This window comes from Streptomyces sp. NPDC021115, assembly GCF_044333065.1.
In the GTDB taxonomy this organism is placed as follows: Bacteria; Actinomycetota; Actinomycetes; order Streptomycetales; family Streptomycetaceae; genus Streptomyces.
This window is the reverse complement of record NZ_JBIRQF010000015.1, coordinates 74988-98684: the sequence shown is the minus strand read 5'-3', so window position 1 is coordinate 98684 and position 23697 is coordinate 74988. Positions and strand designations below refer to the sequence as shown.

The window sequence follows — 23697 nt, the reverse complement described above, 5'->3', positions numbered from 1 at the left end:
GTGCGGCGCATGCGATGTTCGACACGGTCCTGGTGGCCAACCGCGGGGAGATCGCGGTCCGCGTCATCCGCACACTGCGGCGGCTCGGCGTCCGCTCGGTCGCCGTGTACAGCGATGCCGACGCGGACGCCCGGCACGTCCGGGAGGCGGACACGGCCGTGCGGATCGGCCCGGCGGCCGCCGCGGAGAGCTATCTGTCGATCGAGCGGCTCCTGGAGGCGGCCTCCCGCACCGGCGCCCAGGCGGTCCACCCCGGCTATGGCTTCCTCGCGGAAAACGCGGCGTTCGCCCGCGCCTGCGCCGACGGCGGGCTCGTCTTCATCGGTCCTCCGGCCGGGGCGATCGAGCTGATGGGCGACAAGATCCGCGCCAAGGAGACGGTGCGCGCGGCCGGGGTGCCGGTGGTGCCGGGCTCCTCCGGCAGCGGACTCAGCGACGATCAGCTGATCGACGCCGCCCGGGAGATCGGCACGCCCGTGCTGCTCAAGCCGTCCGCGGGCGGCGGCGGCAAGGGCATGCGGCTGGTGCGGGACGAGGCGCTGCTCGCCGACGAGATCGCCGCCGCCCGGCGCGAGGCGCGCGGCGCGTTCGGCGATGACACGCTGCTGGTCGAGCGCTGGATCGACCGGCCGCGTCACATCGAGATCCAGGTGCTGGCGGACGGCCACGGCCAGGTGATCCACCTCGGCGAGCGCGAATGCTCGCTCCAGCGCCGCCATCAGAAGATCATCGAGGAGGCGCCCAGCCCACTGCTTGACGAGGCCACCCGGGCGCTGATGGGCGAGGCCGCGGTGCAGGCAGCGCGGTCGTGCGGCTATGTGGGCGCGGGCACGGTGGAGTTCATCGTCCCGGGCGCCGACCCGTCCGCGTACTGCTTCATGGAGATGAACACCCGCCTCCAGGTCGAGCACCCCGTCACCGAGTTCATCACCGGGCTCGATCTGGTGGAGTGGCAGCTGCGGGTCGCCGCGGGTGAGCCGCTGCCCTGCGGGCAGGACGGCATCTCCTTCGGCGGCCATGCCGTGGAGGCCCGTATCTGCGCCGAGACCGCCCGCGTGGCGGTCGACGGCCGGGTGGACTTCCTCCCCTCGGCCGGACCGGTGCTCGCCCTCGACGAGCCCGAGGGCGAAGGGGTGCGCGTCGACTCCGGGCTGAGCACCGGCACCGAAGTCGGCACGGTGTACGACCCGATGCTCGCCAAGGTCATCGCCCACGGCCCGGACCGCCCCACGGCGTTGCGGCGGCTGCGCGCCGCCCTCGGCTCCCTGACCGTCCTCGGCGTCGACACCAACACCGGCTTCCTCCGCCGCCTGGCCGCCCACCCGGAGGTCGCCTCGGGCGATCTGGACACCGGCCTGGTCGACCGCGCGGCGGCCTCGCTGATCCCGTCCACGATCCCCGACGAGGTCTACGTGGCAGCCGCGCTGCTGCGCCAGGCGGCGCTGGAGCCGCGTGCCTCGCGGGGCGATGGCGCGGGGGGCAGCGGCTCCGGTGCGGATGTCTGGGTCGATCCGTTCTCCGTGCCCACCGGGTGGCGGATCGGCGGCGAGCCCGCCTGGACGGTCCACCGGCTGCGGATTCCCGGCCACGACCCGGTGACGGTCCGGGTCCGCGGCCGGGCCCAGGAGGCACGGGTCCTGATCGAGTACGCGGACGACGACCGCGCGGCGGCGCCGGACGGCACTCGGGCGCGGCTCACCGTGGTGGACAACCGCACCGTGCTGCTGGACCTCGACGGGGTCACCCACCACTTCCGGCATGTCGTCGACGGCGCGAGCCACTGGCTGGGGCAGAGCGGTGACGCCTGGCGCGTGGTGGGGCATGACCCCATCGAGGAGGCGCTGCGCGGCGGGGCGGCCGCGGCGCACGCCGGGGAGCTGACGGCTCCCATGCCCGGCACCGTCACCGTCGTGAAGGCGGCCGTCGGAGACGAGGTCACCGCGGGCCAGGGCCTGTTGGTGGTCGAGGCGATGAAGATGGAGCACCTGATCTCCGCCCCGCACGACGGGACCGTCACCGACCTCGAGGTGACCCCCGGCAGCACGGTCGCCATGGATCAGCTGCTGGCGGTGGTCGCCCCGCGCGAGACCGAGGAGCGTGAGTGATGACCCTCCCCATGACCTTCCCGGCCCCCGGGCTGCCCGCCCGGGTGCGCATCCATGAGGTGGGGCCGCGGGACGGCCTCCAGAACGAGAAGGCGCTCGTGCCGGTCGCCGTGAAGGCCGAGTTCATCCGGCGGCTGGCGGACGCGGGGCTGACCACCGTCGAGGCCACCAGCTTCGTGCGCCCGGAGTGGGTGCCCCAACTGGCCGACGCCGAGGAGCTGATGCCGCTGATCGACGATGTGCGCGCCCGGCTCCCGGTGCTGGTGCCCAACCAGCGCGGCCTGGAGCGCGCGCTCGCGCTCGGGGCGCGCGAGATCGCCGTCTTCGCCAGCGCGACCGAGTCGTTCGCCAAGGCCAACCTCAACCGCACGGTGGACGAGGCGCTGGCGATGTTCGAGCCGGTCGTCACCGCGGCGCGCGAGGCGGGCGTGACCGTGCGCGGCTATCTGTCGATGTGCTTCGGCGACCCCTGGGAGGGCCCGGTTCCGATCTCGCAGACCGTCTCGGTCAGCCGCCGCCTGATCGACATGGGATGCGACGAGGTGAGCCTCGGCGACACCATCGGCGTGGCCACCCCCGGCCATGTGCAGGAGCTGCTGGCCACGCTGGGCGAGGCGGGCATCCCCGCCGACCGGCTGGCCGTCCACTTCCACGACACCTACGGCCAGGCCCTCGCCAACACCCTCGCCGCCCTCGAATACGGCGTGACCACCGTCGACGCCTCCGCCGGCGGCCTGGGCGGCTGTCCGTACGCGAAGAGCGCCACCGGAAACCTCGCCACCGAAGACCTCGTCTGGATGCTCGACGGCCTCGGCATCGAGACCGGGGTCGACATCCGCCGTCTCACCGCCACCAGCGTGTGGATGGCCCGGCACCTGGGCCGACCCAGCCCGTCCCGCACCGTCCGCGCCCTCTCCCAGAAGGAGATGTGAGTCATGGCGATCGACCATCGTCTCTCCCCCGAGCACGAGGAACTGCGCCGCACCGTCGAGGCGTTCGCGCACGATGTGGTCGCCCCGAAGATCGGGGAGTACTGGGAGCACCATGAGTTCCCTTACGAGATCATCCGGGAGATGGGCCGGATGGGGTTGTTCGGGCTGCCCTTCCCTGAGGAGTACGGCGGCATGGGCGGCGACTACTTCGCGCTGTGCCTGGCCCTGGAGGAGCTGGCCCGGGTGGACTCCTCCGTCGCGATCACCCTGGAGGCCGGGGTCTCGCTCGGCGCAATGCCGATCTTCCTCTACGGCACGGAGGAGCAGAAGCGCCAGTGGCTGCCCGGGCTGTGCTCCGGGGAGACCTTGGGCGCCTTCGGCCTGACCGAGCCGGGCGGCGGCTCCGACGCGGGCGCCACCCGCACCACGGCCCGGCTGGACGAGACGACCGGCGAGTGGGTGATCAACGGCACCAAGTGCTTCATCACCAACTCCGGTACGGACATCACCGCCCTGGTCACCGTCACCGCCGTCACCGACCGCACCGAGGACGGCCGCCCCAAGATCTCCTCCATCATCGTGCCGTCCGGCACTCCCGGCCTCAGCGTCGCCGCCCCCTACTCCAAGGTCGGCTGGAACGCCTCGGACACCCGCGAGCTGTCCTTCGCCGACTGCCGCGTCCCGGCCGTGAACCTGCTGGGCGATCTGGGCCGCGGCTACGCCCAGTTCCTCCGCATCCTCGACGAGGGCCGCATCGCCATCTCCGCGCTGGCCACCGGGCTCGCCCAGGGCTGCGTGGACGAGTCGGTGTCCTACGCCAAGACCCGCGAGGCCTTCGGCCGCCCGATCGGCGCCAACCAGGCCATCCAGTTCAAGCTCGCCGACATGGAAGCCCGCGCCCATATGGCCCGCGTCGCCTGGCGCGACGCGGCCTCCCGCCTGGTGCGCGGCGAGCCGTTCAAGAAGGAGGCGTCGATCGCGAAGCTGTATTCCTCGGAGAGCGCGGTCACCAACGCCCGCGAGGCGACCCAGATCCACGGCGGATACGGCTTCATGAACGAATATCCGGTGGCCCGGATGTGGCGGGACTCCAAGATTCTGGAAATCGGGGAGGGGACGAGTGAGGTGCAGCGGATGCTGATCGCCCGGGAGCTGGGTTTCGCGAGCTGAGCCTCCCGGGGCGGGGCTGAGGGAGGGGAGACACCCCCGCTGTCTCCCCTCCCTCAGCCGTCAGCCGCGCGGAATCAGCATTCGTAGGCGTAATCCGCCTTGCCCTGGGTCGAGTCCCAGGAGACGGAGAGAATGCGCCCAGGGTTGATCGCGATGCAGTCAAGGTCCCAGGCCCAGTCCACGGATACGGTGGCGTTGATCCGCTTGTTGCAGATGTTCTTGATCTGCGCCCGGCCCGGCTTGTTGCTGTAGAGCGACGCACAACCCACGAACGAGGTGGCCTGAGTGGTTCCGGTCACCGAAGGGGCGGCTGCCGCCGTGGAGGTCACCCCGGTCGCGGCGAGAGTTCCCGCGTCACCCGAGAGGGCGCGGAATGCCGCTGAATTCGTCGCGCTGCTGCGGGAGCTCAGAGAAAGATCGGGGCTGACCTCGCCACGCCGGTGCGCGGCTACCGGATCAAGGCGGTGCACTCGGGCCAGTGCGTTTCGGTGCCCGGTGGGTCGACCCGGAAAGGGGATCCGGTGCTCCAACTGTCCTGCACCGCCGACGACACGGGCCAGATCTTCCGGTTCGATCCGGTCCGGGCGCCGACGGCGATTCCCACCGTCACCGGTAACTGATCACTCTTCGGCGGGCCAGGGGATCTGCGGGGAGCGGTAGTAGTCGATGCCCAGGGCGTCCCAGCGGGGCGCCTGGGCGGCGAGGCGCACTCGGTAGTCGTCCCAGTCGTGCGTGGACCGGGGCGACCAGCCGAGTTCGGCGATGCCGGGGAGGCGCGGGAAGGCCATGTACTCGATGTGGGCGCTGGTGGAGAGGGTCTCCGACCACAGTGGGGCCTCCACGCCGAGGACCGAGGACGGCGGGGCGCCGGCGATGTAGCTGCCCGGGTCCCAGTCGTAGGACTGCTTCGCCTCGACGTATCCGGCCCAGCTGAGCCCCAGCGGGGTGCTCGGGTCGTACTTCATGTCCAGGTAGGCGCGGTTGGCGGGCGAGAGGATGAGCCGGGTGCCGTTCTTGGCGGCGTCGGCGACCTCCTTCTCGCTGCCGTTGGTCCCCCAGTACTGGGCGACCGCGCCCTTCGCGGGGCGCGCGCCGGTCAGCTGGTGCCAGCCGACCACGGTCTTGCCGTACTCGGCGACGATCGGCTGGACCCGGTCCATGAAGGCCACGTAGTCGTCGTGGCTGGTGGAGTGCGCCTCGTCGCCGCCGATGTGGAGGAAACGGCCGGGGGTGAGGGCGGCGAGTTCGCGGATGACGTCGTCCGCGAAGTCGTACGTCACCTCCTTGGGCACGCACAGCGAGCTGAAGCCGACCTCGGTACCGGTGTAGAGGGGCGGGGCGACGCCGTCGCAGTTGAGGTCGGCGTAGGAGGCGAGCGCGGCGTTGGTGTGGCCGGGCATGTCGATCTCGGGGACGACGGTGAGGTGGCGGGAGGCTGCGTACCGCACGATCTCCCGGTAGTCCGCCTTGGTGTAGAAGCCGCCGGGCCCGCCGCCGACCTGGGTGGAGCCGCCGTACGTCGCCAGCCGGGGCCAGGAATCGATGGCGATCCGCCAGCCCTGGTCGTCGGAGAGGTGGAGATGCAGCTTGTTGATCTTGTAGAGGGCGAGCTGGTCGACGTACGCCTTGACCTGGTCGACGGTGAAGAAGTGCCGGGAGACGTCGAGCATCGCGCCCCGCCAGGCATAGCGCGGCACATCGGTGATGGTGCCGCCGGAGATCCGCCAGGGGCCGGACTGCCGGGTGGTGCGTTCGACGGACGCGGGCAGCAGCTGCCGCAGCGTCTGGATGCCGTGGAAGAACCCGGCGGACGTACGGGCGCTGATGGTGACGGCGCGCCGGGTCACCACCAGCCGGTAGCCCTCCGCGCCGAGCCCCTTCGCGACGGTTCCCTTCGCGCCTGACCGTTTGACGTCCCGCACGATCCTCAGCCGGATGCCGTCGCCACCCCCGCGCGCGGTGACCGGCAGCCGGTAGCCGGTGGCTGGGCGCAGCACGCCCGCCAGATAGTCGCCCGCCGTGCGCGCGGCTCGGGAGCCGGGCTCCACCCGGATCGGGGTCGTCGGGCGGATCGTGTACGGGCTCTTGCCGGGCCGTACGGAGGCGGGCGCGGGCACGACCCGGTCCAGCGGCACCGGCACGGCCGCAGCGGCGCCGGGCCCGGAGGCGGCAGCGGAGGGCGGCGAGGCCGTGGCGGCGGTCCCCGCCCCCGCCGCCACGGTCAGCAGCAGGGAGCACAGCAGTCGAGCACGGCGTCGTCTCACCTGGTTCCCCCTAGGATGCCCTGGCCTTCAGGCCGGGGAGGAATCAGACTCCTGCGGAGCAGGGCCGAGGTGGCCGCATCGCCGTTAGGGCGATGCGGCGTCCACCGTGCAAGATGCCGGGGCATGCCGCACAAGCCGGGAACTCTCAACTGTCGTACCTCCCGTTTAGATTGGCGATCGTGACTGCGGAAGTGAAGACCAGCGAGGACACTGGGCATGCCCGGTGGACCTACCGGCTTCGCGTGTCTGCCGGTGCCCGTGTGGCGCTTGAGGCGGAGTGGGACCGGTGCCGATGGGTGTGGAACGAGTGCGTGGCCCGTCCGAAGAGGGCCCACCAGGGCGGGGAGAAGTGCGGACCGGCCGCGCTCGACAAGATGCTGACCAAAGCCCGCCGCGTCACACCCTGGCTCCGCAAGGGCTCCTCGGTTCCCCAGCAGCAGCTCATCCGAGACTTCGGCAAGTCCCGCGCGAAAGCGCTGAGAGACATCAAAGACCGGCTCCCCATGCACCGGCGGGCGGGGATGCCCCGCTGGAAGAAGAAGCGGGACACCGCCCCGACCCTGAACTACACCCGGCGCGGCTTCCGACTGAAAGAAGGACGCCTGCACCTGGCGGGCGGCATCGTGGTGACAGTCGTGTGGTCGCGCGAGCTCCCAGCCGACCCGTCCAGCGTGCGCGTCTACCGGAACAACGTCGGCCATTGGTACGCGTCGTTCGTCGTCCCCGCCCAGGCCGAGCCTCTTCCCGGAACTGGCCGCGCGCTGGGCGTGGACTGGGCCGTGAAGGAGACCGCCACCACCACATCCGACGCCCACGACCTTCCCCATGCCCAGTACGGCCAAATGGCCATGGCCAAGCTGGGCCGCTACCAGCGGATGATGGCCCGCCGCCGCTCGCCGAAGGGCAAGCCCCAGTCGAACGGCTACCGCGCCGCCAAGCGGCAGGCGGCGAAGCTGTACAAGAAGATCGCCCGGCAGCGGCAGGGCACCGCTCGCGATGGGGTCTCCCCTGCTCGAGCGAAGCCGAGAGCTTGGGGAAGGGCCAAGAAGGTGGTCCGTGACCATGACGCGGTGGCGGTGGAGGACTTCCGCCCGAAGTTCCTGGCCAGGACGTCGATGGCGCGTAAGGCAGCGGACGCCGACATCGGCGCCACGAAGGCAGCCCTGATCGAGATGGGCCGCAAGCACCAGCGGGACATCCGGCTGGTGCACCCTGCGCACACCACCACGGACTGCGCATCGTGCGGAGCGAGAACCAAGCACGCACTACCTCTCTCAGAACGTACCTACACCTGCCTCGCGTTCGGAGCCGTGTCCCCCAGGGACAAGAACTCCGCCCGCGTGAAGCTCATCCGGGCTGGTCTGAACCCGGCTGGTGTCGAGGGCGTAAGACCTCCCGGACCGCCGGTCCGGAAGGCAGCCTGAGCCAGAAATCACCCGCCCTCAGCCGGGAGAGCAGTCAAAGGGGTTCCCTTCAACGAGGCGTCCGCATCGTGGATACCGCGACATCTTGCGTACCGCGGCGCCCAGTTGGGGTCAAGGTGTAGACCAATGTGTCGCTATGTGCCTGCCAGAATCCATCTCATGGCGGAAATCACCCAGCGCGATGGTGCGTGGACCTTTGACGGTGAGTCGGTACGGATCGTCCCCGGGCGGGACAAGGGCGTGCACCTGGTGCGGCAGGCGCTCGGCGAACTGACCGTGCCCCTGGAGGCGCTGGCGGGCGTCGCGTACGAACCGGGGCGCAAGTCCGGTCGGCTGCGGCTGCGGTTGCGCCCGGGCGCCGATCCGTTGGCGCAGGCCACGGGCGGCAAGCTGCCGGACGCGGCCGATCCGTATCAGCTGTCGGTCGAGGCGGACCGCACCGGTGTCGCCGAGTATCTGGTCGACGAGATCCGGCAGGCCCTGCTGCTCGACCAGGTGCCGTCCGGCCCGTCCGACCGCTATCTGCTGCCCGGTCCGCCGGTGCCACTGTCGGCGACGGCGGGTGACGCCACCGCGTCCTTCGACGGTGAGCAGATCCGGCTGGAATGGAACTGGAAGACGGAGGAGTCGAAGAAGTCCGGCGGCCCCCGCACCATCCCGCTGGCGGATCTGGCGGCGGTGGAGTGGTTTCCGTCCGCCGGGCTGGAGAACGGCTTCCTCCGCTTCACCGTGTCCCAGGCGACGGCGACGGCCGCGCCCAAGTACGACCCGCATGCCGTCGTCCTGTACGGCTTCCGGAAGGATCCGCTGATGGCGCTGGTCGCCGCCGCCGTCGTCGCCCGGCTGCCGCATCCGTTCGCCCCCGCGGAGCCCGCCGACGCGCCCCCGGCCCCGGACGCCGCCCCCGTCGCGCTCGCCAAGGACGAGGACGACGGTGACGCGGATCACGACGCCCTGCTGCGACGGCTGCGCGAACTCGGCGATCTTCACCGGAGCGGGGTCCTCACCGACGAGGAGTTCACCCTCGCCAAACAGGCCGTACTCCGTCGGTTTTCTCGCCATTGAGACCCAAGCCTGCCCGATATCGGGCAGGAATCTTGCGAAACACCCCGAGGAACCGCAGTATCTACGGATGCTCGATCGCCGTATGTCCCACGATGACCTTATCGACCACCTGGTCCGCAGCACGCCGCTCAGCCGCGGCGAGGCGGCCCGGGTGGTGCTGGACGTACTGGCGTACTTCGACGAGACGACCGAGGAGTTCGTCCGGCGACGCCACCGCGAGCTTCAGTCCGGCGGGCTGACCAACGCGGACATCTTCGAGCGGATCACGGCCGAGCTGCCGTACCGCGCGGTGGCACCGCCCGAACTCTCGCTGCGCCAGCTGCGCCGCATCGTCTACGGCTGACGCCGCCGAAGTCGGGGAGCATTCATGATCGATTCAATCGGGAGGGCCTGAACACCATGTGCGGGATCGTCGGATACATCGGAAAGCGCGACGTGGCGCCGCTGCTGCTGGAGGGGCTTCAGCGGCTGGAGTACCGCGGCTACGACTCCGCGGGCATCGCCGTCCAGGCCAAGCCGGGCAAGGGCACGCAGAACGGGCAGTCCGCCGCCGGGCTGAAGACCGCCAAGGCCAAGGGCCGGGTCCGCGATCTCGAGGCCAAGCTGCCCAAGCGCTTCGCGGGCACCGCGGGCATCGCGCACACCCGCTGGGCCACCCACGGCGCGCCCAATGACATCAACGCCCATCCGCACCTGGACGCGGACGGCAAGGTCGCGATCGTCCACAACGGCATCATCGACAACGCCTCCGACCTGCGCGCCAAGCTCACCGCCGACGGCGTGGAGCTGATCTCCGACACCGACTCCGAGGTCCTGGCCCACCTCATCGGCCGCTCGCAGGCGGCCACCCTCGAGGAGAAGGTCCGCCACGCGGTCGCCATGGTCGAGGGCACGTACGGCATCGCCGTGCTGCACGCGGACTTCCCGGACCGCATCGTCGTCGCCCGCAACGGCTCCCCCGTGGTGCTGGGCATCGGCGAGAAGGAGATGTTCGTCGCCTCGGACGTCGCCGCGCTGGTCAGCCACACCCGCCAGGTGATCACCCTGGACGACGGCGAGATGGCCACCATCAAGGCCGACGACTACCGCACCTACACCACCGAGGGCAGCCGCACCGCCCCGGCGCCGACGACGGTGGAGTGGGAGGCCGAGTCGTACGACATGGGCGGCCACGACACGTACATGCACAAGGAGATCCACGAGCAGGTCGACGCCGTGGACCGGGTGCTGCGCGGCCGGATCGACGACCGCTTCTCCACCGTCCGGCTGGGCGGGCTGAACCTGGACGCGCGCGAGGCGCGCGGCGTCCGCCGGGTCAAGATCCTCGGCTGTGGTTCGGCGTACCACACGGGCCTGATCGGCGCGCAGCTGATCGAGGAGCTGGCCCGGATCCCCGCGGACGCCGAGCCCGCGAGCGAGTTCCGCTACCGCAATCCGGTCGTGGACCCGGACACCCTCTACATCGCGGTCAGCCAGTCCGGCGAGACGTACGACACGCTGGCCGCCGTCCAGGAGCTGAAGCGCAAGGGCGCACGGGTGCTGGGCGTCGTCAACGTCGTGGGCAGCGCGATCGCCCGCGAGACGGACGGCGGCGTGTACGTCCACGCGGGTCCCGAGGTGTGCGTCGTCTCCACCAAGTGCTTCACCAACACCGCCGTCGCCTTCGCGCTGCTCGCCCTCCACCTCGGCCGGATCCGCGATCTGTCGGTCGCCGACGGCAAGCGGATCATCGCGGGTCTGCGGAAGCTGCCCGAGCAGATCTCCGAGGTGCTGCGCGGCGAGGAAGAGATCAAGAAGCTCGCCGCGGAATACGCGAATGCAAAGAGCATGATGTTCGTCGGACGGGTGCGCGGCTACCCGGTGGCGCGCGAGGCGTCGCTGAAGCTGAAGGAGGTCTCGTACGTCCACGCCGAGGCGTACCCGGCCTCCGAGCTGAAGCACGGCCCGCTCGCGCTGATCGAGCCCGAGGTGCCGACCGTCGCGGTCCTCCCGGACGACGACCTGCTGGAGAAGAACCGCGCGACGCTGGAGGAGATCAAGGCCCGCAGCGGCCGGATCCTCGCCGTCGCGCACCGGGAGCAGGAGAAGGCGGACCACACGATCGTGGTACCGCGCAACGAGGTCGAGCTGGACCCGATCCTGATGGGCATTCCGCTGCAACTGCTGGCATACCACACGGCGCTGGCGCTCGGCCGGGACATCGACAAGCCGCGCAACCTGGCGAAGTCGGTGACCGTGGAGTGACCAGCGGCTGATCGGCGGTCCCCCGCGTGTGCCACCACGCACGCGGGGGCCGCCCCTTGGCCGGCGTCGCCCTCACACCGGCGCTGGCCACCGCGCGGGAACCGTCACTTCCCGCCCGGCGCCACGCCGAACGGTTTATGCCCCGCACACGTGCCCAATCCACCTCTACGCACGGGTAGTTTCCGCGGGTGTCAAGACGGTCCTGGGGCCATCTCGGCTGTGGGAATGGGGAGTTGAGGCTGTCCAGTTCTGAACGTCTCCCCGCGGCCGCGTCCGCCCGGAGGTTTCGGCGGGAGGGGACTGGAGAAAAGATCAGCCCCCGACGACCGGCTCAAGGCCGACGCAGGGCCTGCTCAGGGCCCGCCCAAGGCCCACCCAGGGCTCAGGACCAACTCGGCACCGGATCGAGTCCGACCCGAGGCCGGGCCGGGACCGGGTGTCTTCGGGAGCCGGGCCGAGCCCGGTGCCGGGCTCAGGGGATGACGACGACGGGCCGCTGCGCGCGGCGCGCGAGCCGCCCGGCGACCGAGCCGAAGATCCGCCCCACCAGGCCGTGCGTGGAGCCGACCACGATCGCGTCGGCCGCGTACTCCCGGCCGACCTCCTCCAGCTCATGGCAGATGTCGCCGCCCCGCTCGACGAGGATCCACGGCACCTCGGTGAGGTGATCGGCACAGGCCAGCTCGAGCCCCAGCACCTCGGTGCGGTGATCGGGAACGTCGACGAAGACGGGGGGCTCGCAGCCCGCCCAGACGGTCGTCGGCAGCCGGTTGGCCACATGGACGATGATCAGACCTGAGCCGGAGCGCCGGGCCATGCCGATGGCGTACGCGAGGGCGCGCTCGCTCGATGTGGAACCGTCGAATCCGACCACGACGCCGTGCTGGAAGGCTGGATCGCAGGAATGACGTGTTTCTTCCGCCGCTTCGGGGTGCGCCATGTGATCGGCGACCCGCTTGCGGTCCGCGGGTTCGGGGATTTCGTGACCGGCCATCGGTGTCTCGGCGAAGGGTGTCCTCGTGCGGAGGGATACGGCGGGGGCAGGTTGAAGTTGGCGGGGGACTAGAGCTCCGCTAGAGCTCGAGACGAGTATCGAACGAAGAAAATCCGTCCGGGATTCATCTTTCCAAGCCCTTACCCCCCAGGGTACGGCGCCATTCCTCACCCGCCCAGGGGAAGCCCCGGCAGCGGAGCGGCCGAAGCGTTCCCCGGAGCATGCCGGAGGGCGGCCCGTAACGCAATGCCCCAAGTGGTCCCGACTCGGACCGTGCCGACCCCTCCCGTACGCCGTGCGGTGGCACGGCAGTGACCTGTCGGCGGGCCGGACGTTGTAGTAGCCGCGGAGCGATCACCTCCGTACGGAACGGGCCCGGACGGCCCGCACCGGCCGCCGCCACGACCGCCCCGCGGGGGCGTCCCGGACGCCGGGGCCGACCCGCACCGGACCCGCACCGGAGCTCCGCTCCACCGCTCTTCCAGTCTCCGCCGACCCGTCTTTCCCTCATCTGTCCACCGCCCGTCCACCGCTCTGTCCACCGCGCGAGAGGAGCCGCCACCGTGCCGCGTATCCATGAGTACGACGCCCCCGGCGGCGGCCCGGGCGGCGACCCGGTGAACGAGGTCATCCGGTGGTCCGCCTTCGGCTGCGCCGTGGTCCCCGCCGTCCTCCTCCTCTGTGGGTCACCCCTGAGCGGCGCGATGGGCGCCGCCGTGGGCCTCGCCGCCGTGACCGCCGCCAGCCGCTCCCTGCTGCGCTACTACGAACGCGCGGCCGCCCGGCTGGACGCCGGGGCGGCGAGCCCGCACCGGGGACGGCACGGGCGCACCGGGATCGGGACGCACCGGGGCGGCCGCCGGACCTGACGCCGGGGCCAGGACGGCTCCGGAAGCGCGCCACGTCGTACTCCGTACACACCACCGCGCTGCTGCATGAGCCGGTCGTACGCCGGTCGAAGTACCCGTCCGCACGTCTGCGCCCGCTGGTTTTCGGCCAACTTCGCATCCCAGTTCTTCCCTTGGCAAACGCCATGCTCAACCCCCTTCCGGCCAGCGTGGAAAGGGGTACGAGCCAGCCGTACCCCCTACGGGAAGTGGGCATCAGCAGGAGGCCCACTTCACAGCGAGGGCTACGAGTGCAACGCTTCGTGATCGAATGCTTCGCGCCAAGTTGTCATGTCGACATAGTGGCGGGTGGTGAACTGGTCACGGCGACCACACGCGACACAGTAGATTCGATCTTGGCCATGACCGGCGGGGGAACCGTTCAGGACCGAGGGGAAACGTGCAGGACCGAGAGGACGCGACCACCGAGGGGGGCTTAGAGCCATGAGCCAGGACTCCACGACCGTACCGGAGACCTCGCGCAAGCTCTCCGGACGCCGGCGACGAGAAATCGTCGCGGTGCTGCTGTTCAGCGGCGGACCGATCTTCGAAAGCTCCATCCCGCTCTCCGTCTTCGGTATCGACCGGCAGGACGCCGGAGTCCCTCGGTACCGATTGCTGGTGTGCGCGGGCGAAGATGTGCCACTGCGAACGACTGGCGGACTGGAACTGACCGCACCATACGGCCTGGAGGCGCTGTCCCGGGCCGGCACCGTCGTCGTACCGGCCTGGCGGTCGATCACCCAGCCGCCACCGGCCGCCGCGCTCGACGCGCTGCGGCGCGCGCACGAGGAGGGCGCGCGCATCGTGGGCCTGTGCACCGGGGCCTTCGTACTGGCCGCCGCGGGGCTGCTCGACGGCCGCCCGGCGACCACGCACTGGATGTACGCGCCGACGCTCGCCAAGCGCTACCCATCCGTCCACGTGGATCCGCGCGAGCTGTTCGTGGACGACGGCGACGTACTGACCTCGGCGGGCACCGCCGCCGGGATCGACCTGTGCCTGCACATCGTGCGCACCGACCACGGCGCGGACGCCGCGGGGGCCCTGGCCCGCCGGCTCGTCGTGCCGCCGCGCCGCAGCGGAGGGCAGGAGCGCTACCTGGACAGGTCGTTACCAGAGGAGATCGGCGCGGATCCGCTCGCCGAGGTCGTGGCGTGGGCGCTCGAGCACCTGCACGAGCAGTTCGACGTCGAGGCCCTGGCCGCCCGCGCCTATATGAGCCGCCGCACCTTCGACCGCCGGTTCCGGTCGCTCACTGGGAGCGCTCCACTCCAGTGGTTGATCACCCAGCGGGTGCTCCAGGCCCAGCGGCTCCTGGAGACCTCCGACTACTCCGTCGACGAGGTCGCCGGGCGCTGCGGCTTCCGGTCCCCGGTCGCGCTGCGCGGGCACTTCCGGCGGCAGCTGGGCTCGTCCCCGGCCGCCTACCGGGCCGCGTACCGGGCCCGCAGGCCCCAGGGCGGCGCCCCGGACCGCGGACCGGACCGGATGGACCGGCTGGAGCGGGCAGAGCGGCTCGGCGGCGACCGCGCCGAGCTGCTCGACCAGCGCACCGGTGAGCACGCCATGCCGCTGCGCCGCCCCGGCGGGCCCGTCACCCATACGAGCCACCACCATCACCCTCCGCACTCGCCGCATCCACCGGGCGGTACGGAACCGGGCAAGCCGGAGTCCGATGCGTACGCCCCCCGCCTGCCCGAGCAGGCCACGGGCCGCGCCCCGGGCCGTCCGACCCTGCCCGGCCAGCGGGAACGCCCCGTAGGGTGAGACGTATGAACGATCGCATGGTGTGGATCGACTGCGAGATGACCGGGCTCTCGCTGTCGGACGACGCGCTCATCGAGGTGGCCGCGCTGGTCACGGACTCCGAGCTGAACATTCTGGGCGACGGAGTGGACATCGTTGTCCGGCCACCCGCCGAGTCGCTGACCACCATGCCCGAGGTGGTGCGGGAGATGCACACGGCCTCCGGACTGCTCGCGGAGCTGGACGGCGGGACCACCCTCGCGGATGCCGAGGCCCAGGTCCTGGCGTACATCCGCGAGCACGTCGCGGAGCCCGGCAAGGCCCCGCTGTGCGGAAACTCGGTCTCCACCGACCGCGGCTTCCTCCTGCGGGACATGCCGACGCTCGAGGCGTACCTCCACTACCGGATCGTCGACGTCTCCTCGATCAAGGAGCTGGCCCGCCGCTGGTACCCGCGGGCCTACTTCAACAGCCCGAAGAAGAACGGCAACCACCGGGCGCTCGCCGACATCCACGAGTCGATCGCCGAACTGCGCTACTACCGGGAGGCCGTCTTCGTCCCCCAGCCCGGCCCGGACTCGGACACGGCGAAGTCCATCGCGGCCCGCCACGTCCTGCCCGCCCGGCAGTCGTGACGACTCGCTCCCGGCACCCGCAATAGCCGGGAGCGAGCACCCCCGCCGACCCTGTATAGTTTTTCTCGGCCGGTGCGGAAAGCACCGGTCGTGGTGGGTATAGCTCAGCTGGTAGAGCACCTGGTTGTGGTCCAGGATGTCGCGGGTTCAAGTCCCGTTACTCACCCTGAACGATCAAAGGGCTGACCTGGTAGAACGGGTCAGCCCTTTGTCGTGCCCCGGGCTCCAGGCTCCGGGCTCCGGGCTCCGGGCTCCGGGAACATACGGACTTCCGGTCGGCCTAGGCGGTGCCCGCCATCTGCCGCTGACGCTCGCCGTCGGCGTGCGCCTTGTCCATCAGCGAGCCTTCTTCCTGCTCGTAGTGGGACAAGGCGATACCGAGGCCGAAGAAGGTGGGCGCCCACTCGCCGACGAAGATCCCCCACCGGTCGGCCCGGTCGAGGCCGCGGCCGGACTCGGCGCGGAGCGAGGCGGCCCAGGTCAGCATGGACAGTCCGATGGAGGCGACGGCGGCGGTGTAGGCGTGCTCGCTGCGCAGGCCCACGTCGTGCAGCTTCTTGATCACGGCGAACTCCTCCGGGAAGTTCCCCCCTCGGGTCCACCCCCGGGTGCCCAGGCTCCCGCGAGTGAGACAGACGAATCCGCCGGACCGGTGGGCGCCATAGTGCCCTCAGGCCATCGCGACGACGACCTTTCCGGACTTCGCGCGGCCCTTCTCGACGTACTCCATGGCCTCCCGGGTTTCCTCGAACGGGAAGACCCGGTCGACGACGGGGCGGATCTTCCCGGCGTCGATGAGCGGCGTGAGTTCGCGCAGCTGGTCGCCGCTGGCCTTCATGAACAGGAACGAGTACGTCACGCGGCGGCGCTCGGCGCGGCGCCGGGTCGTGAAGCTCAGTGCGCTCATCACCAGCCGGAGGATCGCGTTCGCGTTCAGTTCGCGGGCGAAGGCCGCGTCCGGAGGGCCTGCGATGCCGATGACCATCCCGCCGGGCTTGAGCACCTGGAGGGACTTCTTGAGCGTCTGGCCGCCGAGGGTGTCCAGGACGACGTCGTAACCGTCGAGGAGCGTCTCGAAAGCCTGCTTCTTGTAGTCGACGACGATGTCCGCGCCGAGCCCCTTCACCAGGTCGGCCTTGGCCGTGCTCGCGGTGGTGGCCACGTGTGCGCCCAGCTGCTTCGCCAGCTGGATGGCGATCGTGCCGACGCCGCCTGAGCCCGCGTGGATCAGGACCTTCTGGCCCGGCCGCACCCGTGCGCGCTCGACCAGCGCCTGCCACGCGGTCAGCGCGACCAGGGGAAGGGACGCGGCCTCCTCCATGGTGAGTGTGACCGGTTTGATCGCCACGTCGTCCTGGTGGACGGCGATGAGCTCGGCGAACGTACCGATGCGGTCCTTGCCGGGCCGCGCGTAGACCTCATCGCCCACCGCGAACCGCGTGACCGCCGATCCCACCTGGACCACCACCCCGGCGAGGTCGTTGCCCAGGACGAGCGGAAGACGGTACGGCAGGATCGTCTTGAAGTCCCCATCGCGGATCTTGAGATCCAGCGGGTTGACGCTCGCCGCGTGGATACGGACGAGGACATCGTCGGTGCCCACCGGTGGATCGGGCATCTCACCGGCGCGCACCCCGGCCTTGTCGCCGTACCGCTCGATCATGAAGGCCTTCATCGTCGTCTCCGTTTCTCGTCCTCGGACGCAGGGCGTCAGGCCACCGGTGCGACCGGGGCGATGACGCGGCCGGGGTCGCCCCCCTGGATGCCGCCCAGGGCTCCGGCGATCGCCTCGTGAGGGACTCCTGGCGGCACCACGCTGACGTCCGACAGGCGGGCGAACTGCTCGGGGGTCAGCTGTACGTCCAGAGCGCCCAGGTAGCTGTCGAGCTGAGGGAGGCTGCGCGGCCCGATGATCGGTACGAGCGTGGCCGCGGACCGGGCGGCGCGCTCCCGCACCCAGGCCACCGACACCTGGGCGGGCGTCACGCCGGTCTCCTCGGCGACGGCCAGGACGGTGTCGACCACGGCGGTCTTCTGGTCGGTGCTCTCCGTGTGGATGACCGCCCCCAGATCGCTCAGCCGCCCCTCGGTGCCGCGGCGGTACTTTCCGGTGAGCAGTCCGCCGCCGAGCGGGGACCACAGGGCGGCACCGAGGCCGAGGCTCTCGGCCATCGGCAGCAGCTCGCGGTCGGCGGTCCGCTCGACGAGGCTGTACTCGTTCTGGATGCCCACGATGGGCGCCCAGTTCTTCAGGTCCGCGAGGGTCGCCGCCCGGGAGACGCGCCAGGCGGGGAAGTTGGACAGCGCGGCGTGGTGGATCTTGCCGGAACCCACCAGGTCGTCGAGCCCGCGCAGGATCTCTTCCACGGGGGTGAGCTCGTCGGGGAAGTGCACCCAGAGCAGGTCGATGTAGTCGGTGCCCAGGCGCTTCAGGCTGGCCTCCACCGAGGCGACCATGTTCTTGCGGCTGTTGCCCGTCCTGGAGACGCCCGGCTGCGGCACGGCCCCGAGGGTGAACTTGGTGGCCAGGACGAAGTGGTCCCGGTCGGCGGAGGTGAACTCCCCCGTCAGCTCTTCCGACTCGCCGAACTGGTAGGTGTCTGCGGTGTCGAGGAAGGTGCCGCCCGCCTCGGCGAACCGGTCGAAGATACGGCGTGCCTCGTCCGGCTCGGCTCCGGCGCCCCAGCGGGTGCCGAAGTTCGCCGTGCCGAGCGCGTACTCGGATACGCGCAGTCCGGTCCGGTGCCCAAAGGTCGTGTAACGCATCAGATGTCCTTCACTCAAAGGTCGACAGAGATGGACTCACGCCGAGTTCGGCGAGGCGGCGAGGCTCTGCCGGACGTGCCGGGTGACCTCGTCGGCGAGGATCTCTGGCTGGCCCGTCTCGACGCCGTGCAGGGCCTGTGCGGCGACCTCGGCGGGGTCGGCCTTCTGGTCGGCGGGTACGCCCGCGGCCATGTCGGTGTCCATGTAGCCGACGTGCAGCGCCGAGACGGCGATACCGCGCGGCGCCAGTTCCTCCCGGGCCGCGTCGGTCAGCGCCCATGCCGCGGCCTTGGTCGCGGCGTAGGACGCGAGACCGGCGGGGTGCAGCCAGGACAGGACGGACAGGACGTTCAGTACGGCGCCGCCGCCGTTGTCCTCGATGACGGGGGTGAAAGCCCGCGTCACGGTGAGCGGACCGTAGAAGTTCGTCTCCATCTCCCGGCGCACCGTGTCCGGGTCGCCCCCGATCAGCGGCGTGGCGGTGGAGATGCCCGCGTTGTTCACCAGCAGCGTCGCGTCGGACGCCGTACGGGCCGCGGCCCGGATCGACGCCTCGTCCGTCACGTCCAGCCGTAGCGGGGTGACGCCCGGCAGGTCCACCGTCTCGGGGCGGCGGGCCGCCGCGTACACCTTCGCTCCGCGCTCCACGAGCTGGGCGGCCAGATGCCGCCCGAGCCCCCGGTTGGCGCCGGTGACCACCGCGACCGCGCTCTTCAGTTCCATGTCTGCTCCCAGCGCTAGATTAGATTATTTTCATAATCTAAAACACGCCCTAGGATGGATGTCAATCGACATCCAATCGGGAGGTGGCCGATGGGCCGCGTATCGCAGGCGCAGGCGGAGGAGAACCGCAAGCGGGTCGTGGACACCGCCTCCCGGCTGTTCCGGGAACAGGGCACCCACATCAGCGTCGCCGACCTCATGAAGGCGGCCGGCCTGACCCACGGCGGCTTCTACAAGCAGTTCGCCTCCAAGGACGCGCTGATCGACGAAGCCACCGCCCATGCCTTCGAGGGGCTCACCCGGCTTCGCGAGGACGGACTTGAGCAGTACGCCGGGCAGCGCGAGGCCGCCCAGCAGGCACTGATCGACACCTACCTCTCCATCGAGCACCGCGACAGCGCGGCGGACGGGTGCCCTGCCGCCGCGCTCGCCAACGACATGGCGCGCGAACCCGAAGATCGCGAGGCCCGCCGCGTCTACACCGAGGGAGTGAGCGACTTCGCCGAGTGGCTCGCCACCGAGGACCAGGACGGCGTCACCCGGCTGTGCACCATGCTCGGCGCCCTCGTCCTGGCCCGCGCCACCAAGGGCTCCCCGCTCTCCGAGCAGATCCTCACCAACGCGCGCGCGGCCCTGACGGCAACCAGCTGATCGGGGTTCAGCTCAGCGGCAGCTCCGCCAGCATCACGGCGAACACCGGGGAGTCCGGATCACGGCGAACACCGGGGAGTCCGGGAAGGGCTGGTCCTCCCCCACCTTCCGGAAGCCCCAGGACTCGTACAGGGCCTGCACCCTTGGGTGTTCCCTGTCCACGAGCAGGACCACGAGATCCTCGTCCCGTCCTTCCATGAGCGCGCGGGTCAGCCGCTCGGCCACGCCCTGCTTCCGCCACCCCGGGCTGACGGCCAATTCCGAGTACGAGAAGGTCCGGTCCTTCTCCGGCGCCGGGTCGACGTGCTCGCGCCACCACTCGCGGCCGGGGCTGCCGGGGGCGCCGTAGGCGAAGCCCACCGCCTTGTCGCCGTCGTACGCGATCACGCAGGAGAACCCGGGGCGGCCGCCCCAGTGGTCCACGAACCAGGGGAAGCGCTGATTGAACTCGTCCTCCATCGCCTCGCCTTGGGCGTCGGCGTGCAGGTCGATCAGCGTCTGGCGGATCTCCGGAACGTCCGTGTGGGTGAAGTGGCGGACGTCCAGATCGGCGGCGCTCAAGCTCGGCTCCATTCGGTTCGGTAGCGGTCGGCCCACTCCCGGGCGACGCTCGCGTCCGGGGCAAGGGTGATCAAGTCCCGGTAGTAGTCGCCGAGGAGGGAGCGCATGCGGCCGGGGATCGGGTGCCCGGCCATCAGCGTGAAGACGGTGGAGGCTGTGGCGCATGCCTGGTCGATGTCCCGCTGGTGAAGCTGGTTCAGGGCGAGCCGTGCGGTGGCCAGGGCGCGGTTGCGGCGGAACTCCTTCGGGATGCTCGCCAGGGCCTTGTGAGAGGCGGCCTCGGCCTCCGCGGGTTCGCCGATCTTGTCCCGAACGATGGCCGTGAGGGCGAACAGCTCGCCAGGTCCGTAGAAGGCGGTCCAGATCGGCCGGGGATCACCCAGGGACGCCTTGCCCAACGCCTCGTGGGCGCATCCGAGGGAGCGTAAGGCGGCCTGTCGGTCGCCCAGGTTGGAGTGGGCGAGCGCCGTACGGATGTGGGCCAGGGAACCGTAGAACGGATCTCGTCGGGCGATGGCCGTCGCCTGGGCCGCATAGCCGCAGTGGACGGCCTCGGTGTACTCACCACGATGGTGGGAGAGGCTGGAGTGCAAGTTCCAGGCTTGCAGCTCGACGACGGAGTCCTTGGCCATCCCGGCCAGATAGAGCGCCCGGTCCAGCAAGCCCCGGGCCCGTTCGGTCCGCTTGTCGCCGATGGCCGACCAGGCGGCCTGGCACGTGTAATTGGCGGCCACGCTGAACAGCCTCTGGCGGATGCGCTGGGAGGCACCCAGCTTCTGCTTCTCCAACGCCTCGGACGCCCCGGCGAGGGCCATACGCTCCAGTTCGTCGTGACCTCCCCGCGCGGCGTCCTGCGCGCGGGGAGGTCACCCCGGCTATTCACAGACCATGCGACGCGTACCGGAGAGCGCGGAAGCCGCCCGCAGGCTCGTGCGCACCGCGCTGGCCGCCTGGGGCCAGGAGGACCTGATCGATGATGCCGCGCTGGTGATCACGGAGTTGGTCTCCAACTCCGTCAACCACGCCCGGCTGGAGTCGATCCGGGTCGTCATCACCCGCCCGTCCGAGGAGTTCATCCGCCTCGGCGTTTCGGACCGGACCCGGGCCGCACCGCTCCTGCGGACAGATTCGGGCGGCGAGAGCACCAGGGGCCGTGGCCTTCTGATCGTCGACGCCCTGACCGAGCGGTGGGGGGGGCGGATCTGTACCGCTGGGGCAAGCAGGTCTGGGCCGAGATGAAGTGCGAGGCGGCCGGGTGAAGGACGGGAAGGTCTGGGTGGGCGACCGGGTCCGCGACGAGGACACCGGGCGGGACGCGGTCGTCTCGGACGTCCGCGGGGGCAGGACGTACATCCTCCGGGCGCTCGCCGGGGGCCGGGGGTGGACCTCCGAGAATCCCGAGCGGCTGAGCCCACCGCGAGGCGAGTGCACTCGAGGCGGACTTCTTCGGCGGGAAGTCGTGAATGGCCCTACGGGCCCGCCGCTGACGTCGAGTGACCCGCGCGGATGCGGCCGGGCCCGTCAGACGACCGGTTCGGTGCCCCAGCGGGTGACGGTCCAGCCGCGGCGCGGGTCGCCCTCCAGGGTCACGACCTGGGTGTTCTCCAGGGGGTTCCGGGCGGCGTAGGCGGGGTCGATGTTGCGGGCGCGGGCGGCGGTCCAGGTGCGGATGGCGGCGCCGTGGCTGATGACGGTGACGTGCTCCGCACCCGACGCGGCGATCTCCTCGATCACTTCGTCGTAGCGGGCCAGGGCCTCCTCGCCCGTCTGCCCTCCCGGCATCCGCAGCTCCGTCTCGCCCGCGGCCCAGGCCATCACCGTCTTGAGGTAGAGCCGCACGGACTCGGTGTCCTCGCACATCTCCAGGTCACCGGCGATCAGTTCGCGCACGCCCGCGCGGACGACGACCTCCAGGCCGCGCTCGCGGGCGAGCGGCGCCGCCGTCTGCTGGGCGCGCCGCAGGGGGGACGCGTACACGGCGTCGATCCGCTCGTCCGCGAGGCGCGTCACCAGCCCCTCCGCCTGCTGTCGGCCCAGCGCGGTGAGGTCCGCGCCCGGCATGTCGGTGTCCAGGGCGTGGCGGACGTTGGACGTGGTCTGGCCATGGCGGACGAGCAGGAGAAGCATGTGCGGCGGGCGTCCTCTCGGGGAGCGGGCACGGGGAGCGGCGTCCGGCCGCGGGGGCCGGGCCGCCGTCCTCATCGTCGCTCAGCCGGTCCGGGGAGGGAACACGCGGCGGGGTCGCGCACCTCACACCGCGCGGGCCGCGGGGCCGCTGGCCGTGGGCTCAGCCGTCGGCCGGGGCCGGATGTCGCACGGCCTGCTTCACCGCGGCCTCCAGCGCGGCCCGGCTGAGCCCGGTCTCCTTGGCGTGGTCGGTGACGGCGGCCTGCACGGTGACCGCGGCTTCGTACCAGTGCTTCCACTGGGTTTCGCGTTCGGCGTCGACGAGGCCGGGCAGTTTGGCCTGCTCGGCGTCCGCGGCTTGCTGGAGGGCGATGAGTCTGTCGGGGATGTCCACGCGTTGGATCATAAGTCCGACTGTCTCGGTCGTATGTGCGTACCTCCCGGCGTACGCCGCCCGCATGACTCGTTCGGCGGGCCGCACGCCGACTGTCCCGCGGCCGATGTACCGGACCGCGGGGCAGTGGGGGTGCGTAATGGGGTGGGTAAGGGGTCACGCCTCCTTGCCGGGGAAGGTCACCTGGACCTGCTCCAGCATCCGGGCGATCTCCGCCTCGGCGCCGGGCTTGTCGATGCCGAGCTCCGCGAGGAGGCCCGAGCCGTCCTCGTGCTCCAGGAGGGCGAGCAGGATGTGCTCGGTGCCGACGTAGTTGTGGCCCAGGCGCAGGGCCTCGCGGAAGGTGAGTTCGAGGACCTTCTTGGCGTCCGCGTCGAAGGGGACGAGCGCGGGCATGGAGTCGGCGGCGGGCGGAAGGGCGGCGGTGGCGGCCTGACGGACGGTGTCCAGCAGGACGTCCTGGGCGAGGATCGCCTTGGCGGCCACGCCCTCGGGCTCGGCCAGCAGACCGAGGACGAGGTGGGCGGGGCGGATCTCGGCGTTGCTGGCGGCGCGGGCCTCGTTCTGGGCGGAGACCACGACGTTGCGGGCGCGCGGGGTGTAGCGGCCGAAGCCCTGGCTGGGGTCGAGGTCCTGGGCGGCGGAGCCCTTGGGGACGAAGCGCTTCTGGGCCGCCTGCCGCGTCACGCCCATGCTCTTGCCGATGTCGGTCCAGGACGCGCCGGAGCGGCGGGCCTGGTCGACGAAGTGGCCGATGAGGTGGTCGGCCACGTCCCCGAGGTGATCGGCGGCGATGACCGCGTCGGTGAGCTGCTCCAGGGCGTCGGAGTGGGTCTTCTTGATGGCATCGATCAGCTCGTCGAGGCGCACGGGGTTGGTCATGCCGACGGGGTTCTGGTCCGGGTTCGGGTTCGCGTTCGTCATGTGTCAACTATGAGTTGACACTCCCATTCGTGTCAACCCGAAGTTGACAGTAGGCAGCGTCTACGTGAGACTGGTAGACAGT

General features: G+C 70.9%; 25 protein-coding genes and 1 tRNA gene. 14 read left to right on the top strand and 12 right to left on the bottom strand.

Features of this window, described 5'->3' with window-relative positions:
• Positions 1-14 precede the first annotated feature (14 nt).
• The 3 genes from ACH4TL_RS33790 to ACH4TL_RS33780 are packed head-to-tail and all read left to right on the top strand — an operon-like array spanning position 15 to position 4207.
• Positions 15-2105: an acetyl/propionyl/methylcrotonyl-CoA carboxylase subunit alpha gene (locus ACH4TL_RS33790; RefSeq protein WP_398324062.1), complete on the top strand. Its 2091-nt coding sequence runs from the start codon at positions 15-17 to the stop codon at positions 2103-2105.
• Positions 2105-3037, top strand: a complete 933-nt coding sequence (locus ACH4TL_RS33785) for a hydroxymethylglutaryl-CoA lyase (RefSeq protein WP_398323882.1) — start codon at positions 2105-2107, stop codon at positions 3035-3037. Before ACH4TL_RS33790 ends, ACH4TL_RS33785 begins: the two co-directional genes overlap by 1 nt.
• Before the next feature lie 3 nt (positions 3038-3040).
• A complete protein-coding gene (locus ACH4TL_RS33780) occupies positions 3041-4207 on the top strand; it encodes an acyl-CoA dehydrogenase family protein (protein ID WP_398323884.1) in 1167 nt (388 codons plus the stop codon).
• A 74-nt stretch (positions 4208-4281) separates the two neighbouring features.
• Here ACH4TL_RS33780 and ACH4TL_RS33775 read toward each other — a convergent pair whose 3' ends face one another.
• Complete coding sequence (locus tag ACH4TL_RS33775) at positions 4282-4506, bottom strand: hypothetical protein (RefSeq protein WP_398323886.1); 225 nt, start codon at positions 4504-4506, stop codon at positions 4282-4284.
• Between the two features lie 141 nt (positions 4507-4647).
• On the opposite strand from ACH4TL_RS33775, the gene ACH4TL_RS33770 reads away from it, so the two are divergent.
• The gene (locus ACH4TL_RS33770; protein WP_398323888.1) at positions 4648-4827 is read left to right on the top strand and encodes an RICIN domain-containing protein; all 180 of its coding nucleotides are present in this window, start codon (positions 4648-4650) and stop codon (positions 4825-4827) included.
• Here ACH4TL_RS33770 and ACH4TL_RS33765 read toward each other — a convergent pair whose 3' ends face one another.
• Positions 4828-6471 carry a beta-N-acetylhexosaminidase gene (locus ACH4TL_RS33765; RefSeq protein WP_398323890.1) on the bottom strand — a complete coding sequence of 548 codons (1644 nt, stop codon included), beginning with the start codon at positions 6469-6471 and terminating at the stop codon, positions 4828-4830.
• 179 nt (positions 6472-6650) lie between these two features.
• On the opposite strand from ACH4TL_RS33765, the gene ACH4TL_RS33760 reads away from it, so the two are divergent.
• The 4 genes from ACH4TL_RS33760 to glmS all read left to right on the top strand — a co-directional run bounded on the left by ACH4TL_RS33760 (position 6651) and on the right by glmS (position 11204).
• Positions 6651-7895: an RNA-guided endonuclease InsQ/TnpB family protein gene (locus tag ACH4TL_RS33760; protein WP_398323892.1), complete on the top strand. Its 1245-nt coding sequence runs from the start codon at positions 6651-6653 to the stop codon at positions 7893-7895.
• Positions 7896-8054: 159 nt separating this feature from the next.
• The gene (locus tag ACH4TL_RS33755; protein ID WP_398323894.1) at positions 8055-8960 is read left to right on the top strand and encodes a DUF4429 domain-containing protein; all 906 of its coding nucleotides are present in this window, start codon (positions 8055-8057) and stop codon (positions 8958-8960) included.
• Between the two features lie 67 nt (positions 8961-9027).
• Complete coding sequence (locus ACH4TL_RS33750) at positions 9028-9303, top strand: hypothetical protein (protein ID WP_055552634.1); 276 nt, start codon at positions 9028-9030, stop codon at positions 9301-9303.
• 56 nt (positions 9304-9359) lie between these two features.
• Positions 9360-11204, top strand: coding sequence for a glutamine--fructose-6-phosphate transaminase (isomerizing) (glmS, locus tag ACH4TL_RS33745; RefSeq protein ID WP_398323897.1), 1845 nt, complete (start codon positions 9360-9362; stop codon positions 11202-11204).
• 472 nt (positions 11205-11676) lie between these two features.
• Here glmS and ACH4TL_RS33740 read toward each other — a convergent pair whose 3' ends face one another.
• Positions 11677-12198 (bottom strand): universal stress protein, encoded by a 522-nt coding sequence (locus tag ACH4TL_RS33740; protein ID WP_398323899.1) that lies wholly within the window; start codon positions 12196-12198, stop codon positions 11677-11679.
• A gap of 563 nt (positions 12199-12761) precedes the next feature.
• Between ACH4TL_RS33740 and ACH4TL_RS33735 the strand changes: the two genes are divergently transcribed.
• The 4 genes from ACH4TL_RS33735 (at position 12762) to ACH4TL_RS33720 (ending at position 15635) form a co-directional block, all read left to right on the top strand.
• Positions 12762-13067, top strand: coding sequence for a hypothetical protein (locus ACH4TL_RS33735; protein WP_398323901.1), 306 nt, complete (start codon positions 12762-12764; stop codon positions 13065-13067).
• Between the two features lie 462 nt (positions 13068-13529).
• Positions 13530-14855, top strand: coding sequence for a helix-turn-helix domain-containing protein (locus ACH4TL_RS33730; protein WP_398323903.1), 1326 nt, complete (start codon positions 13530-13532; stop codon positions 14853-14855).
• 5 nt (positions 14856-14860) lie between these two features.
• Positions 14861-15469: an oligoribonuclease gene (gene orn / locus ACH4TL_RS33725; protein ID WP_398323905.1), complete on the top strand. Its 609-nt coding sequence runs from the start codon at positions 14861-14863 to the stop codon at positions 15467-15469.
• Positions 15470-15562: 93 nt separating this feature from the next.
• Positions 15563-15635 (top strand) — tRNA-His (locus ACH4TL_RS33720).
• 114 nt (positions 15636-15749) lie between these two features.
• Here ACH4TL_RS33720 and ACH4TL_RS33715 read toward each other — a convergent pair.
• The 4 genes from ACH4TL_RS33715 to ACH4TL_RS33700 all read right to left on the bottom strand — a co-directional run bounded on the left by ACH4TL_RS33715 (position 15750) and on the right by ACH4TL_RS33700 (position 18958).
• Positions 15750-16034 (bottom strand): hypothetical protein, encoded by a 285-nt coding sequence (locus tag ACH4TL_RS33715; protein WP_398323907.1) that lies wholly within the window; start codon positions 16032-16034, stop codon positions 15750-15752.
• A 105-nt stretch (positions 16035-16139) separates the two neighbouring features.
• Positions 16140-17144: an NADP-dependent oxidoreductase gene (locus tag ACH4TL_RS33710; RefSeq protein ID WP_398323909.1), complete on the bottom strand. Its 1005-nt coding sequence runs from the start codon at positions 17142-17144 to the stop codon at positions 16140-16142.
• 35 nt (positions 17145-17179) lie between these two features.
• On the bottom strand, positions 17180-18235 hold the full coding sequence (locus ACH4TL_RS33705; protein WP_398323911.1) for an aldo/keto reductase: 1056 nt from the start codon (positions 18233-18235) through the stop codon (positions 17180-17182).
• Positions 18236-18271: 36 nt separating this feature from the next.
• On the bottom strand, positions 18272-18958 hold the full coding sequence (locus ACH4TL_RS33700) for an SDR family oxidoreductase (RefSeq protein WP_398323913.1): 687 nt from the start codon (positions 18956-18958) through the stop codon (positions 18272-18274).
• Between the two features lie 90 nt (positions 18959-19048).
• Here ACH4TL_RS33700 and ACH4TL_RS33695 point away from each other — a divergent pair, with 90 nt between their 5' ends.
• On the top strand, positions 19049-19609 hold the full coding sequence (locus ACH4TL_RS33695) for a TetR/AcrR family transcriptional regulator (RefSeq protein ID WP_398323915.1): 561 nt from the start codon (positions 19049-19051) through the stop codon (positions 19607-19609).
• A 33-nt stretch (positions 19610-19642) separates the two neighbouring features.
• On the opposite strand, the gene ACH4TL_RS33690 is transcribed toward ACH4TL_RS33695, so the two are convergent.
• Entirely contained in the window at positions 19643-20182 is a 540-nt protein-coding gene (locus ACH4TL_RS33690) for a GNAT family N-acetyltransferase (protein WP_398323917.1), read from the bottom strand.
• The gene (locus ACH4TL_RS33685) at positions 20167-20985 is read right to left on the bottom strand and encodes a hypothetical protein (protein WP_398323919.1); all 819 of its coding nucleotides are present in this window, start codon (positions 20983-20985) and stop codon (positions 20167-20169) included. Before ACH4TL_RS33685 ends, ACH4TL_RS33690 begins: the two co-directional genes overlap by 16 nt.
• A gap of 73 nt (positions 20986-21058) precedes the next feature.
• On the opposite strand from ACH4TL_RS33685, the gene ACH4TL_RS33680 reads away from it, so the two are divergent.
• Complete coding sequence (locus ACH4TL_RS33680) at positions 21059-21409, top strand: ATP-binding protein (protein WP_398323921.1); 351 nt, start codon at positions 21059-21061, stop codon at positions 21407-21409.
• Positions 21410-21691: 282 nt separating this feature from the next.
• On the opposite strand, the gene ACH4TL_RS33675 is transcribed toward ACH4TL_RS33680, so the two are convergent.
• The 3 genes from ACH4TL_RS33675 to ACH4TL_RS33665 form a co-directional block, all read right to left on the bottom strand.
• Positions 21692-22297 carry a histidine phosphatase family protein gene (locus ACH4TL_RS33675; protein WP_398323923.1) on the bottom strand — a complete coding sequence of 202 codons (606 nt, stop codon included), beginning with the start codon at positions 22295-22297 and terminating at the stop codon, positions 21692-21694.
• A gap of 160 nt (positions 22298-22457) precedes the next feature.
• Positions 22458-22691, bottom strand: coding sequence for a hypothetical protein (locus ACH4TL_RS33670; RefSeq protein ID WP_398323925.1), 234 nt, complete (start codon positions 22689-22691; stop codon positions 22458-22460).
• Positions 22692-22847: 156 nt separating this feature from the next.
• Positions 22848-23615 carry a Clp protease N-terminal domain-containing protein gene (locus tag ACH4TL_RS33665; protein WP_398323927.1) on the bottom strand — a complete coding sequence of 256 codons (768 nt, stop codon included), beginning with the start codon at positions 23613-23615 and terminating at the stop codon, positions 22848-22850.
• Positions 23616-23697: the final 82 nt, after the last annotated feature.

Bases quoted from the DNA above. Each gene is read 5' to 3' on its own strand.
- ACH4TL_RS33790 (WP_398324062.1), top strand. From the start codon at position 15: ATGTTCGACACGGTCCTGGTGGCCAACCGCGGGGAGATCGCGGTCCGC.
- ACH4TL_RS33785 (WP_398323882.1), top strand. From the start codon at position 2,105: ATGACCCTCCCCATGACCTTCCCGGCCCCCGGGCTGCCCGCCCGGGTG.
- ACH4TL_RS33780 (WP_398323884.1), top strand. From the start codon at position 3,041: ATGGCGATCGACCATCGTCTCTCCCCCGAGCACGAGGAACTGCGCCGC.
- ACH4TL_RS33755 (WP_398323894.1), top strand. From the start codon at position 8,055: ATGGCGGAAATCACCCAGCGCGATGGTGCGTGGACCTTTGACGGTGAG.
- ACH4TL_RS33750 (WP_055552634.1), top strand. From the start codon at position 9,028: ATGCTCGATCGCCGTATGTCCCACGATGACCTTATCGACCACCTGGTC.
- glmS (WP_398323897.1), top strand. From the start codon at position 9,360: ATGTGCGGGATCGTCGGATACATCGGAAAGCGCGACGTGGCGCCGCTG.
- ACH4TL_RS33740 (WP_398323899.1), bottom strand. From the start codon at position 12,198: ATGGCCGGTCACGAAATCCCCGAACCCGCGGACCGCAAGCGGGTCGCC.
- ACH4TL_RS33730 (WP_398323903.1), top strand. From the start codon at position 13,530: ATGAGCCAGGACTCCACGACCGTACCGGAGACCTCGCGCAAGCTCTCC.
- orn (WP_398323905.1), top strand. From the start codon at position 14,861: ATGAACGATCGCATGGTGTGGATCGACTGCGAGATGACCGGGCTCTCG.
- ACH4TL_RS33710 (WP_398323909.1), bottom strand. From the start codon at position 17,144: ATGAAGGCCTTCATGATCGAGCGGTACGGCGACAAGGCCGGGGTGCGC.
- ACH4TL_RS33705 (WP_398323911.1), bottom strand. From the start codon at position 18,235: ATGCGTTACACGACCTTTGGGCACCGGACCGGACTGCGCGTATCCGAG.
- ACH4TL_RS33700 (WP_398323913.1), bottom strand. From the start codon at position 18,958: ATGGAACTGAAGAGCGCGGTCGCGGTGGTCACCGGCGCCAACCGGGGG.
- ACH4TL_RS33695 (WP_398323915.1), top strand. From the start codon at position 19,049: ATGGGCCGCGTATCGCAGGCGCAGGCGGAGGAGAACCGCAAGCGGGTC.
- ACH4TL_RS33690 (WP_398323917.1), bottom strand. From the start codon at position 20,182: ATGGAGCCGAGCTTGAGCGCCGCCGATCTGGACGTCCGCCACTTCACC.
- ACH4TL_RS33685 (WP_398323919.1), bottom strand. From the start codon at position 20,985: ATGGCCCTCGCCGGGGCGTCCGAGGCGTTGGAGAAGCAGAAGCTGGGT.
- ACH4TL_RS33680 (WP_398323921.1), top strand. From the start codon at position 21,059: ATGCGACGCGTACCGGAGAGCGCGGAAGCCGCCCGCAGGCTCGTGCGC.
- ACH4TL_RS33675 (WP_398323923.1), bottom strand. From the start codon at position 22,297: ATGCTTCTCCTGCTCGTCCGCCATGGCCAGACCACGTCCAACGTCCGC.
- ACH4TL_RS33665 (WP_398323927.1), bottom strand. From the start codon at position 23,615: ATGACGAACGCGAACCCGAACCCGGACCAGAACCCCGTCGGCATGACC.